The following is a 12,735-nucleotide window of genomic DNA, read 5'->3' as shown; positions in this document are numbered from 1 at the left end:
CAATCCGGGTTTAAGTCTTTCGGCACAATCTCTGGTACAATTATGAATCATTATCAAACCATATTAAACTATTTTGACAATAGAAGCACTAATGCCTCTGCAGAATCATTCAATGCTAAAATAAAAGCATTCAGATCAAAATTCAGAGGTGTCAGAAATATAGAATACTTCCTTTTTAGACTAACTAATATTTATGCTTAATTTTTACTGCTCCTCAGATTTACGTCTTGATCCCAAAACAGACTACTAAACACCCGAATTACCTAATCTTTTTTTTTTTACATAATTCCTCTAAATTTTAAACCTGCACCACTATTTCACGCAAAAAATATTTTAAACAAAAAAAGTCCTCTAAAAGAGGACTTTTTGTTGTATTTAGGAAATTGCAATTAATTACAATTTAGCAACATGTTTCGTTAATTTAGACTTCAGGTTAGAAGCTTTATTATCATGTATGATATTCTTTTTAGCTAATTTATCAATCATAGAAATTACAGTTGATAATTTTGAAGCAGCATCAGATTTTTCAGTAGCTAATCTTAATGCTTTGATAGCATTACGAGTAGTTTTATGCTGATATCTGTTAAGAACTCTTCTTTTTTCGTTACTTCTAATTCTTTTTAAAGCTGACTTATGATTTGCCATTTTATTATGTTTTTACCTTTTTATAATTCTTTTTCGTAGTCCGCAAGAGAATTGAACCCCTAGACAAACGGACCAATCACCCTTCTGTTTTTCAATTCTTATTCAATTGAAATTTGTAGCCCGTAGCGGAATCGAACCGCTCTTACATGGATGAAAACCATGCGTCCTAACCGATAGACGAACGGGCCATTTTGGCATCAAGTTTAATAACTTAATTCGCAGTAAAAGTAGTAGCCCGTAGCGGAATCGAACCGCTCTTACATGGATGAAAACCATGCGTCCTAACCGATAGACGAACGGGCCTGCTTCTCTAATGCGGATGCAAAGATACATCTATTTTTAAGATGCACAATAGCTGAAGCAAAAAAAATATTTTTTTTTTAATAGGCCTTAGCAAAAAGCACTCTTTTAGACGAAGGATTCCCAGTAAACACACAGGTTCCCGCCTCTTCTAAAGCATCCAAAGGAATACAACGAATCGTCGCTTTTGTCAGGTCTTTTATTTTCTCTTCAGTAGCTGCCGTTCCGTCCCAATGAGCCGATACAAAACCACCTTTTCCATCTAAAACTTCTTTAAACTCCTCAAAACTATTTACTTCCGTTATATGAGTATTACGATACTCCAATGCTTTATTAAATAAATCGTTTTGAATCTGCTCTAACAGATCATTTATATAATTAACGATTCCATCAGCAGAAACAACCTCTTTTGTCAAAGTATCACGTCTTGCCACCTCAAAAGTTCCGTTCTCTAAATCTTTTGGCCCCACAGCAATTCTAACAGGAACTCCTTTCAATTCCCATTCAGCGAACTTAAATCCAGGTTTTTGAGTCGTTCTGTCATCGTATTTAACCGAAATCTTTAATTTTTTAAGTTTAGCCGTTAATTCATTAACCGCAGCAGTAATTTGCTCCAACTGCTCATCTGTTTTATGAATTGGAACAATAACCACTTGTATAGGCGCTAAGTTTGGAGGTAAAACCAAGCCCTGATCATCAGAGTGTGTCATAACCAATGCTCCCATCAAACGAGTAGAGACTCCCCAGGAAGTACCCCATACGTGCTCCTGCTTCCCTTCTGCGTTAGCAAACTTCACATCAAACGCTTTTGCGAAGTTCTGTCCCAGAAAGTGTGACGTACCAGCCTGCAATGCTTTTCCATCCTGCATCAGCGCTTCGATACAATACGTTTCATCGGCACCGGCAAAACGTTCTGTTTCTGTTTTGATACCCTTAACAACGGGAATTGCCATAAAGTTCTCAACAAAATCAGCGTAAACATTCATCATTTTCTCAGATTCCTCAATAGCCTCTGCCTTTGTAGCATGTGCCGTATGTCCTTCCTGCCATAAAAATTCAGCCGTTCTCAAAAACAAACGGGTACGCATTTCCCAACGCACTACGTTTGCCCACTGATTAATTAATAAAGGTAAATCCCTATACGATTGTACCCATCCTTTATAAGTAGACCAGATAATTGCCTCACTTGTTGGACGAACGATAAGTTCCTCCTCTAGTTTCGCATTTGGATCTACCATTAGTTTTCCGGGTTTATCCGGATCGTTTTTTAATCTGTAATGTGTAACAATCGCACATTCCTTCGCAAATCCCTCTGCATTTTTTTCTTCAGCCTCAAACATGCTTTTAGGCACAAATAAAGGAAAATACGCATTTTGATGTCCGGTCTCCTTAAACATTCTGTCTAACTCAGCCTGCATTTTTTCCCAAATAGCATATCCGTACGGCTTAATAACCATACATCCTCTAACTCCTGAATTTTCGGCTAGATCTGCTTTGACAACCAGCTCGTTATACCACTTTGAATAATCTTCTGATCTTGTAGTGAGGTTCTTACTCATATTGAATAGTTTGGCACAAATTTTGTTTTAATAATTTTAACTAAATAGTTTGACAAAACTAACTATTTTTGTAATGTGCAACAATAAAAAACACCACAGATATGAAAACTTCTATTTCTCTTCGCCAAAACTCAAGTCATTTTTACTTAATTGGATTATTGAGTTTTCTACTTGCATCGTGTGGTTCTTACCAGAATACATCTTATTATGACAATGATGGTGTTTATGGCAACACACGAAACACTTACGCACAAGCGACCACCTCAGAGACCAACAATCAATATAAGGACTACTTCAAATCATTACAGAACGACGATCAGCCTACTGAAATTTTTACAGATGTAGATAATTATGGTAATTATGCTGAGAACGACAGTACTGAAACTGCAACTGCCACAGCTTATCCTGCCTGGGGAAGCAGTAACACTGAAGTAGCTATTAATTATTATCCTAACACCTCCTGGTCATGGGGAATTTCTGCCGGATGGGGAGGATATCCTTATTACGGATGGGGTTACCCTGGATACGGATGGGTCGGTTATCCCGGATACGCATGGGGAGGATACCCTTATTACGGATACGGATACGGATGGGGCTACCCCGGTTATGGATGGGGCGGTTACCCGGGATACTGGGGAAGACCTGCATACAGATATAATAATTACGCTTATAACTATGGAAGAAGAGGATCTGCTTCTTATTATGGTGGAAGAAATTACAGCTCAGACCGAAACTTCACCAACAGAAGTTACAGCAATAGAAATTATACCTCAGACAGAAACTTCACCAACAGAAGTTACAGCAACAACAGAAATAGCTACACGACTAACAGACGCGAATACACTGACTTTAGAAGAAGTTCTTCTGTAAATGGCAGAACAACAACAAATCCAACTTTTACAAACAGAAGTTATACACAAGGACAAAATAACAGTTATGATTATTCTAACAGAAGATCATCAGGCACTACAACAAGAAACTACAACAACACCACAAACAGCAGTCCATCAAGAAGCTACTCTCCGAGCCCATCACGTTCTATGAATAGTGGAGGCGGAAGCATGAGATCATCCGGTGGCGGCGGTGGCGGTGGCGGAAGATCGTACGGCGGTGGCGGTGGCGGCAGAAGATAAATTTATTCTTCTGCTTCAGTACACGTATCACGTATAATATTATCTAAAATTCAATTACATGAAAAAAATAGTATTCCTATTAGTAGCGGGACTATCTTTTGGCGTCTCACATTCACAAGAAGTTTCAGACGCTGTTCGTTATGCACAAGACAATCTTACCGGAACTGCACGATTCAGAGCCATGGGAGGAGCTTTTGGAGCAGTTGGCGGTGACCTCTCTTCCTTAAGTGTAAACCCTGCAGGATCGGCCATATTTGCCAATAATCAGACCGGAGTGACATTAAGCAATCAAAGCATTAAAAACAACTCTAACTATTTTGGTACCCACACCAGCGACGACAAAAATTCTTTTCTCCTAAATCAGGCTGGTGCTGTTTTTGTTTTTCATGACCGAAACCCAAACAGCAACTGGACAAAAATTGCTATTGGAGCTTCTTATGAGAATACTAACAATTTTGACAATAACAACTTCTCAGCAGGAACTAATCCGACTAAATCTATAGATGGCTATTTTTTAGCTTATGCTAACAAAAGCAATAACGGAGGACCTGTACCTCAAAGTTTTGTTGGGCTAGGTAATAATGAGTCGATTGGAGATTTATATGATTTTTTAGGCACCAACTTACCAAACAAGCAATATCCAAACCTAACCGGTTATAGTGCTCAACAGGCGATGTTAGGTTATCAGGGATTTATAATCAATACAGTCAATATTAATGATCCAAATAGCGCTTACAACACTAATGTTCGAGCCGGAGGCAATTACTACCAGGAAAACGAAGTATACGAAACAGGCTACAACAGCAAAGTAAGTTTCAATATTGCAACATCCTACAAAGACCGTTTGTATTTAGGGGCCAATTTAAATGTGCATGTAACAGACTACAGGAGAACCAGCAGTTTTTATGAAAGAAATGGAAATCCTTTAGTTGCAGGTGAAACTATATCCAGTTTACGTTTCAACAATGAACAATATACTTATGGTAATGGGTTTTCTTTTCAACTTGGCGCTATCGCAAAGGTTACGGAATCTTTTCGTCTTGGTTTAGCTTATGAATCTAATACCTGGTACGAGCTTTATGATGAAATTTCACAAAGTCTTTATACCACACGTCAGGCTGCAGGAGGTCAGCCTATAGACAAACCTGTTAATCCGAATGTTGTCAATGTTTATGAACCTTACACTTTACAAACTCCCGGAAAAACAACCTTTAGTGCTGCTTATGTATTTGGAAAATCCGGTTTGATCAGTGTGGATTATGCCATTAAAGATTATGGAAATACAAAATACAAACCAACAAGCGACCAAGGCTTCAGAGGCCTGAACAACCAGATAAGCGACGAGTTAACTTCAACAGGAGAGCTACGGGTTGGTGCAGAATATAAAATCAAACAATTAAGTTTGCGCGGTGGTTATCGTTTTGAAGGAAGCCCTTATAAAGACGGAACAACAATTGGCGATTTAACCAGTTATTCGGGCGGTTTAGGCTATAACTTTGGCACTACCAAAGTAGATTTAGCTTACTCCTACTTAGAAAGAAAATCAAATCAGGGTTTCTTTGCACAAGGATTTACTGATGGTGCCAACATTTCATCGAAACTAAATAATGTTTCTTTGACTTTATTATTTGAATTGTAATTAAAGATAAATAGAATGAATGAAAATCCGCTAAGCATATTGCTTAACGGATTTTTTTTATCGCTAATAAAAATGACATCCCTTTGCTGACTTATTTCTTGTTAGAAAAAAAACGTTAGATAACAGCTCTGAAAGCTATAGAAAGCTTCATAAAAAACAGCTAAAAGAAAGGGAAACAGGCGGTGTTTGAATAAAAAAGTGTAATTTTGCACTCCAATTTATAAAAGTATGAGAACCAAGTCTTTAAAAAAGAACAAAATTAACGTAATCACTCTTGGGTGTTCCAAGAATGTATATGACAGTGAAGTCCTGATGGGACAACTTCGTGCAAGCGGAAAAGATGTTGAACATGAAGCGCCAGCAGAACGAGAAGGAAACATCATTGTAATTAACACTTGTGGTTTTATTGATAATGCCAAAGCAGAATCGGTAAACATGATTTTGGAATATGCTGACAAAAAAGACAAAGGGCTTGTTGATAAAGTTTTTGTAACCGGATGTTTATCGGAGCGTTACAGACCTGATTTAGAAAAAGAAATTCCGAATGTTGATCAATATTTCGGTACCACCGAACTGCCTCAGTTATTGAAAGCACTAGGAGCCGATTATAAACATGAATTATTAGGAGAGCGTTTAACTACTACTCCTAAGAACTACGCTTACTTAAAAATTGCCGAAGGCTGCGACAGACCCTGCAGTTTTTGCGCCATTCCTTTAATGCGTGGAAAACACGTTTCGCAAACTATTGAAAAATTAGTTAAAGAAGCAGAAGGCCTTGCTAAAAACGGTGTTAAAGAACTTATTTTGATTGCTCAGGATTTAACGTATTATGGTCTTGACATTTATAAAAAGAGAAATCTTGGCGAACTTCTGGAAGCTTTAGTAAAAGTTGAAGGTATTGAGTGGATCCGTCTGCATTATGCTTTTCCTACCGGTTTTCCAATGGACGTTTTAGAAATCATGAAACGCGAACCTAAAATTTGCAACTATATTGATATTCCACTACAGCACATTTCGGATTCTATCCTGAAATCGATGCGTCGCGGAACCACACAGGCTAAAACGACTCAATTATTAAAAGAATTCCGTGCTGCTGTTCCGGGAATGGCGATCAGAACGACTTTAATTGTCGGATATCCGGGTGAAACTCAGGAAGATTTTGAAATTCTAAAAGATTTTGTTCAGGAAATGAAATTTGACAGAATGGGATGTTTTGCTTATTCACACGAAGAAAATACGCATGCTTACTTACTTGAAGATGATGTTCCGGACGATGTAAAACAAGCGAGAGCTAATGAGATCATGGAATTACAATCTCAAATTTCGTGGGATTTAAACCAGGAGAAAGTTGGGAAAGTCTTTAAATGTATCATTGACCGAAAAGAAGGTGCTCATTTTGTAGGCCGAACGGAGTTTGACAGTCCTGATGTAGATAACGAAGTATTGATTGACGCGGCTAAACATTATATAAAAACAGGCGATTTTGTTAATATCAAGATAATTGAAGCAACAGAATTTGATTTATACGGAGAACCTGCTTAAATTTACCATAGATATTTGCTAACTTTTGATAAAACAAACTTATGAAACCTATTCAATCTTTATTTCTTTTGGTTTTCACGTTATTAAGCATCACTTCTGTTTCTGCTCAATACGGAAACGGATATAATAACGGCTACGGTGGTGGTGGTTATGGCGGAGGCGGTTACGGAAGAGGCGGCGGAATGGGAATGAACAGAAATATGACACAGGCAGGACCGCAGGGTCAGAGTAAACCTAAAGAGATTCCGCCTGAAGAAACTGCAGCTAAATTTGTAGAACAAATGAAACCCGTTGTAAATCTTGACGAACTGCAGGCTATTGCTATCACGAATGTTTTTGCTGACAGTATGAGAGAACAGGGTATTCTTTTGAAAAATGAAAGCAGCAGTCAGGACGAGAAAATGGAACAACTGAAAGCTTTACAAGAAAGCACTACAAAGAAAATAACGGCTTTCCTTAATGCTGATCAGATAGAAAAATACACCAGTTTCATGGCTAATTTTAAAGAAATCAAAAAGTCGAAATCAAAAAAGAAAAAAGATTCCAAGGAAAACAAGGAAATAAAAGAAGACCTAGAAACGGGAAAAGTTCAAGAATAATTATCTTAACTTAATTCCAAAATGTAATTAATTATGATAAGAAAACATTTGTGCTATATACTTTTAGCAATTGTTATTACTTCGTGCTCCACAAATCCTTATAAAAACACTGAAAAAGTTTACGATAAGCAACTTAAAACTTTAGAAAATCAAATTACAAGTAAAGAGGTTCAGCCTATCCCTTCTGTTAGCCCTGTAGTTATTGATACTACTTATGCCCAGCAGTTGGGGATTGTGAAAGATACCTTATCAAAAACAGGATCCACTATTTTATTAAACGGCATTAACACCGAATGGATCGGTACGGTTAATTTTAATTTAAGAAAACCGAGCTTTATCATTATTCACCATACCGCGCAAGATTCTGTTCAGCAAACTATCAATACTTTTACAAAAACAAAAACACAGGTGAGTGCTCATTATGTGATTTCTGAAAACGGAAAAGTAGTCCAGATGCTTAATGATTACCTAAGAGCATGGCATGCAGGAGCATCTACCTGGGGAAAAAACACAGATATCAACTCCAGTTCTATTGGAATAGAATTAGACAATAATGGTTTTAAACCTTTTACAGAAGCACAGATCAGCAGTTTGGTTGCTCTTTTGACTAAACTGAAAAAAGATTATAACATTCCTACTCAAAATATACTGGGACATGCTGATATTGCTCCCGGAAGAAAACAAGACCCAAGTGCTTTGTTTCCCTGGAAGACACTAGCAGAAAAAGGATTTGGAATCTGGCCGGATGAAATCCTGGAAGAAGCTCCTTTTGATTTTAAAATAGAGCAGGGTTTACGCATTATTGGTTACAATACCAAAAATCTATCAGCTGCAATAATGGCTTTTAAATTACATTATATTCAAACTGATACTACCGCAACTTTAGACCGAAAAACAATAGATACTATTTACTCTATTTACAAGAAACAGGTACAGTAGTTTTAATATATTCTTTACATAAGATACCGTATTTCTATATTTGGAGATGCGGTTTTTTTTATGTTTGGAAGTTAGATGTTAGATGTTAGATGTTAGACGTTAGATACAAGATGTTAGATACAAGATGTTAGAGCAAGATGTTAGATGCAAGATTTAAACGTAAATCGCAGTTGATATATGAGATTTCAAAAGATCTTCGATATGGCGATTAAATACGCTAATTCTGTTGAATTAAAGTCTGACGGCTGCTCTTTGCTTCTCCACTTAAGTCTTTACAGATCTGTATTGGAATTACTTCTTAAATACTACAATAAAAAAGCTGCCAAAACATTAGTATGTTTCGACAGCTCCAAAAAAAAAAAAAATATCAATCTTTATCTCTTAGAAAGAGTATGTTGTAGCAATTAGTCCAAAAAACGATCCGCCTGTTGGTAATGCATCTTTGTCTAAAAATATATCTTCAGAAGCTGCATCGTATCTTAACTCCGGAATTATGGTTAATTTTCCAACTTTATAGTTTAGTGAAAGTGTATTAGCAAATACACTGGAACCGTTAAGCGCTCCCAAATTCAAAGCGTCTTTAGCATCAAAATATTCAACTCTGTACGCCAGACTTAAAGACTCTTTAAAGGAGTAATTAGCATATCCTACTAATGAAAACCATTCCCCATCTAAATTACTATCTATATCATTTTTTACTTTAGCATAAGTCGCATTAAAACCAAGTCCAAAACTATCACTAATTGTTTTTGAGGCAACAAAATCGATTTGTGTTTTATTTTCGTTAGTCGGAGGAATTACAGTACCCGGAATAGGATTTGTACTTCCTGACGTAAAATTTAAATAGGCACTACCGGTTTCAGCAACGTATCCTAACTGACCCACATAGGTCTTCTGAGTTGATCCTGCATCCATTGCCGATTTAAAATCGGTAGGGTTTGTAATCCCGAACATGGCTGTAAATTTACCAGCTGTATATTGCGCTTTCACCCCTGTATTAAAAAAGGGCCCATATGAAAATGCATAAGACATACTGTAGTTTTTATTGCTTACAGCATCCAGCAATTCGTACCCGATATGTGTACCAAAACTACCTGCCACTACTTTAAATTTATCTGTAATATCATAAGTAAAAAATAATTGTTTTATGATAAACTTCGTATTCTCTTCATTATATGAAAACTCTTCTGCTCTGGTCCCGAAACCTAAATCTACAAAAACAGAAGCCTTTCCGAATTTGTGACCTGCCTGAACTGAAGCCATTCCCAGTTCGAATGAATCCTGTGAGTTGGTAAAGCTCGTTAATCCATTCATTTGTTTAGAAAAATCATATTTATAGTAAGCGTCTGCTGATCCTCCCCAAGTGGTTGCCGGTGAAACTGAAGCTTCGGTATCATCCTGCGCAAAAGCGAAAGAACTTGTTAACATCGCGGCTAAAATGTGAAATACTTTTTTCATGTTTTAATTGGTTTTTAGTTATTAATTGATTCTGGTTAGTTAATCTTTTATATATCTATTTAATAGTATAAGTCATTTCTAAAACCTCTTTCGCGCCAGCAAAAACATCCTCATTTTCATTAGCGAATTTATTAACTTTTGTGAGAGTAAAAGAACTGCCATCACTTTTTTTGACGTTTTCAGGAAAGAATTACGGATTACAAAAATTAGCTTAACAATAATCGTGATATGACATTAATACGGAATTATTTTTGAAAATTTAATAACACATTTCAACCCTTAAATTAAAAAAAATAAGGGTTTTAAGCCAAAAAACAATTTTAAAACAGCCAAAAACAAGCTTAAAACGTCAATAAAAAAATTATACCCCTAAAAAAATAGGGGGTTATGTAAAATAAAAACTAAAAATCATATTCAATAAAAAATTAATATAACAAATAAAGCCCGTTAAGTTAGATAATCTAAATTCCTACAAAAATAGTTATCAAAAACACTTTTTCTCTTACTAAACAGCTCTTCATAAACAGCTCTTATTTCGATTAAAGACAAAAAAAAGACGCACTACTGTGCGCCTGTATCATTAAGCTTTAAAATCTATTTGAATTAAAGAATTGGTTTTACCCTGCTAATGAATCAATAGATAAAAGACAGGGTTTCTATTTAAACCAGATAATTTGGTATTATAAGTTACCTATTGTATTTTCGAAGATATTCACGAGCTTTACTACCGGATTCTTTTAAATCTTCCATTTTCCACTTGCCTTCTGATTTTGCAGATTTTTTCAAAATGGAACAGGTTTCATCTTTATCAGATACGGACCAGGTAATCCAACTCAATTTTTTTGCTTCCATCCAGTCTATGTATTCCTGCCAGGCTTTTAGATTTAGAGGGCCGTCACCGGAAGCTTCCATTCCAGCAGATTCTGATATAAAAACAGGCAGGCCTTTACTTATTGCTATATCTGTTCTGTCTCTTAACTCCTTTCCATGTGTTGCGGCATAAAAGTGCATTGTATACATTATATTGGTAAACCCTAAAATAGGATCTGCAGCAGCAAGGTCAACATCCTGATCCCAATGTGGCGAACCAACCAAAATAATATTGTTCGGATCATTTTCGCGTATCACCTTAATTACTTCTTCAGAATAGGCTTTGACCTCAGCCCAGCTTTCATAATCGGGTTCATTGAAGATCTCATATATGATATTCGGATACTTTGAATATTTTTTAGATATCTCCGCAAAAAAGGCTTTGGCTTCTTCTAAATTGATATTATGGCTGTGCCAATCAACAATTACATATATATCAGCTTTTATGGCTCCTTTAATAACCGCTTCAATTTTATCTTTTGAGAATTGAGGCTCCTTTCTATAAGACATCTCCCCCAATTCAATCCCCATTGCGGCACGGACAACATTACAATTAAAATCTTTTCGCAGCCATTTAACGGCTTTTTCATTATAAAACCTTGGCCACATACTATGCCAGCCAAAACTCATTCCTCTTAAAACAATGGGATCTTTATATTGATCTACCAATTGTGTTCCGACAACACTGAGCTGCCCATGAGTTTTAACCTGCGCATTTGAAAAAGAAAACAGTAATAATAAAACAATACTAAATAATCTATTCTTTACCTTCATAACTATTGATGTTTACGGAATTAATCTTAATGTAACGGAATCATGAGAAGCAATATCTGCCACAAAATTCTTTTTTGTGGAACCTGCTTCTTTGTTCTTCCACAAATCTTTTAGCTTAAAGACTGTTTTACCGAAATCTGCCTCGTAGCCAAAATCTGCATCTTTAATGGTGTGTTTTTTCCAGTCAAAATTAACTTTTTTAATGACATCACTTCTGTTTAGAAACGTAACTGCCCAATTTCCGTCTGACAAAGGTTTTACCCAGACTTCCAATCCATCTTCTGCTTCATATTTAAAGCCCTGGATTCCTAATTTATCCTGATTTACTGCGATTAGTTCTTTATTGGTAAGGATTGCCAGCGTTTCTTTAGACATTTTTCTAAAATCATTTCCGGCAACAAGCGGCGAAGCCATCATGCACCACATGGCGAAATGGGATTTATCCTCTGTATCATTCATTTCGTTTCCGACTTCCATCATATCAAAATCGTTCCAATGATCCGGTCCTGAATATTTACGAATGTCTTTTCGCATTTCAACAATTTTCATAAATCCCCACGAGGACCAATTTTCCGGATGTTTGAACTCACAATCGAAGCAAGGGTAAATGTCTCCGGAAATCCTCCAAAGATTACCAACGGGTTTGCCCCACTCCCAAGGCTGATTGTCGCCCCATTCACAAAGACTGAAAACCATAGGTCTTCCGGCTGTTTTTATGGCATTGCTCATTGTGGTGTAGGCTTCTTTGGCGGTAATTCCCTGCGTATTACACCAGTCGTATTTCAGGAAATCAATTCCTAATCTGGCATAAAAGCGGGCATCCTGATATTCGTAACCGCGCGTTCCCGGATAACCTGCACAGGTTTGCGTTCCGGCACAATTGTACAAACCAAATTTTAATCCTTTGCTGTGCACATAATCAATTACTGCTTTTATTCCGTTTGGAAATTTAACCGGATCAGGAATTAAATCCCCGTTAGCATCACGTTCCCTCGTCATCCAGCCATCGTCCAGTACAATATAGTTGTATCCGGCAGCTGCCATTCCTGATGAAACCATAATATCTGCCGTTTCTTTCACCAGTTTTTCATCGATACTGGTTCCGAAAGTATTCCAGGAATTCCAACCCATTGGAGGTGTCATTGCCAAACCTTCAAATTTGCCGCCGGCTTGTGTATGTGTATTCCCCTGACTAAAGCCTAAACAGGAAATATTCAAGGCCAGCATTAAAACTATCTTTTTCATCCTTAAAAAATTCAAATTAATTAGTATAAAAA

The 12,735-nt window shown here is 36.7% G+C and carries 11 protein-coding genes and 2 tRNA genes; 6 read left to right on the top strand and 7 right to left on the bottom strand.

Translation table 11 applies throughout. The annotated features are described in order from the left end of the window. The coding region (locus GJU43_RS20870; RefSeq protein ID WP_195760078.1) for a transposase at positions 1 to 201 on the top strand (201 nt) is incomplete at its 5' end. Between the two features lie 192 nt (positions 202 to 393). On the opposite strand, the gene rpsT is transcribed toward GJU43_RS20870, so the two are convergent. From rpsT to proS, 4 genes are all read right to left on the bottom strand, one after another. Continuing rightward, positions 394 to 645, bottom strand: a complete 252-nt coding sequence (gene rpsT / locus GJU43_RS20865) for a 30S ribosomal protein S20 (RefSeq protein WP_007803459.1) — start codon at positions 643 to 645, stop codon at positions 394 to 396. 116 nt (positions 646 to 761) lie between these two features. Beyond that, positions 762 to 833: transfer RNA gene (locus tag GJU43_RS20860), tRNA-Glu, on the bottom strand. 43 nt (positions 834 to 876) lie between these two features. Further along, positions 877 to 948, bottom strand: a tRNA-Glu gene (locus GJU43_RS20855). Between the two features lie 77 nt (positions 949 to 1,025). Beyond that, positions 1,026 to 2,504: a proline--tRNA ligase gene (gene proS, locus GJU43_RS20850; RefSeq protein WP_154343605.1), complete on the bottom strand. Its 1,479-nt coding sequence runs from the start codon at positions 2,502 to 2,504 to the stop codon at positions 1,026 to 1,028. Between the two features lie 101 nt (positions 2,505 to 2,605). Here proS and GJU43_RS20845 point away from each other — a divergent pair, with 101 nt between their 5' ends. From GJU43_RS20845 to GJU43_RS20825, 5 genes are all read left to right on the top strand, one after another. Next, positions 2,606 to 3,637 carry a hypothetical protein gene (locus tag GJU43_RS20845; RefSeq protein ID WP_154343603.1) on the top strand — a complete coding sequence of 344 codons (1,032 nt, stop codon included), beginning with the start codon at positions 2,606 to 2,608 and terminating at the stop codon, positions 3,635 to 3,637. Between the two features lie 58 nt (positions 3,638 to 3,695). Continuing rightward, on the top strand, positions 3,696 to 5,276 hold the full coding sequence (locus GJU43_RS20840; RefSeq protein ID WP_154343601.1) for an OmpP1/FadL family transporter: 1,581 nt from the start codon (positions 3,696 to 3,698) through the stop codon (positions 5,274 to 5,276). 228 nt (positions 5,277 to 5,504) lie between these two features. Continuing rightward, positions 5,505 to 6,818, top strand: coding sequence for a 30S ribosomal protein S12 methylthiotransferase RimO (gene rimO / locus GJU43_RS20835; RefSeq protein ID WP_154343599.1), 1,314 nt, complete (start codon positions 5,505 to 5,507; stop codon positions 6,816 to 6,818). A gap of 41 nt (positions 6,819 to 6,859) precedes the next feature. Next, positions 6,860 to 7,417, top strand: coding sequence for a hypothetical protein (locus GJU43_RS20830; protein ID WP_154343597.1), 558 nt, complete (start codon positions 6,860 to 6,862; stop codon positions 7,415 to 7,417). A 33-nt stretch (positions 7,418 to 7,450) separates the two neighbouring features. Next, positions 7,451 to 8,356: an N-acetylmuramoyl-L-alanine amidase gene (locus tag GJU43_RS20825; protein WP_154343595.1), complete on the top strand. Its 906-nt coding sequence runs from the start codon at positions 7,451 to 7,453 to the stop codon at positions 8,354 to 8,356. Between the two features lie 381 nt (positions 8,357 to 8,737). Here GJU43_RS20825 and GJU43_RS20820 read toward each other — a convergent pair whose 3' ends face one another. The 3 genes from GJU43_RS20820 to GJU43_RS20810 form a co-directional block, all read right to left on the bottom strand. After that, positions 8,738 to 9,814, bottom strand: a complete 1,077-nt coding sequence (locus GJU43_RS20820) for an outer membrane beta-barrel protein (protein WP_154343593.1) — start codon at positions 9,812 to 9,814, stop codon at positions 8,738 to 8,740. Positions 9,815 to 10,501: 687 nt separating this feature from the next. Beyond that, positions 10,502 to 11,458 (bottom strand): glycoside hydrolase family 5 protein, encoded by a 957-nt coding sequence (locus tag GJU43_RS20815; protein WP_154343591.1) that lies wholly within the window; start codon positions 11,456 to 11,458, stop codon positions 10,502 to 10,504. A 12-nt stretch (positions 11,459 to 11,470) separates the two neighbouring features. Then, positions 11,471 to 12,703, bottom strand: a complete 1,233-nt coding sequence (locus GJU43_RS20810; RefSeq protein WP_154343589.1) for a glycoside hydrolase family 27 protein — start codon at positions 12,701 to 12,703, stop codon at positions 11,471 to 11,473. Positions 12,704 to 12,735: the final 32 nt, after the last annotated feature.

This window comes from Flavobacterium sp. LC2016-23, from assembly GCF_009674775.1.
Taxonomy (GTDB): domain Bacteria; phylum Bacteroidota; class Bacteroidia; order Flavobacteriales; family Flavobacteriaceae; genus Flavobacterium.
Note: the sequence above shows the minus strand (reverse complement) of the source record. Positions and strands in the feature narration are given on the sequence as shown.

Coding starts and splice junctions, on each gene's coding strand:
- rpsT (WP_007803459.1), bottom strand. CDS start 645: ATGGCAAATCATAAGTCAGCTTTAAAAAGAATTAGAAGTAACGAAAAA.
- proS (WP_154343605.1), bottom strand. CDS start 2,504: ATGAGTAAGAACCTCACTACAAGATCAGAAGATTATTCAAAGTGGTAT.
- GJU43_RS20845 (WP_154343603.1), top strand. CDS start 2,606: ATGAAAACTTCTATTTCTCTTCGCCAAAACTCAAGTCATTTTTACTTA.
- GJU43_RS20840 (WP_154343601.1), top strand. CDS start 3,696: ATGAAAAAAATAGTATTCCTATTAGTAGCGGGACTATCTTTTGGCGTC.
- rimO (WP_154343599.1), top strand. CDS start 5,505: ATGAGAACCAAGTCTTTAAAAAAGAACAAAATTAACGTAATCACTCTT.
- GJU43_RS20830 (WP_154343597.1), top strand. CDS start 6,860: ATGAAACCTATTCAATCTTTATTTCTTTTGGTTTTCACGTTATTAAGC.
- GJU43_RS20825 (WP_154343595.1), top strand. CDS start 7,451: ATGATAAGAAAACATTTGTGCTATATACTTTTAGCAATTGTTATTACT.
- GJU43_RS20820 (WP_154343593.1), bottom strand. CDS start 9,814: ATGAAAAAAGTATTTCACATTTTAGCCGCGATGTTAACAAGTTCTTTC.
- GJU43_RS20815 (WP_154343591.1), bottom strand. CDS start 11,458: ATGAAGGTAAAGAATAGATTATTTAGTATTGTTTTATTATTACTGTTT.
- GJU43_RS20810 (WP_154343589.1), bottom strand. CDS start 12,703: ATGAAAAAGATAGTTTTAATGCTGGCCTTGAATATTTCCTGTTTAGGC.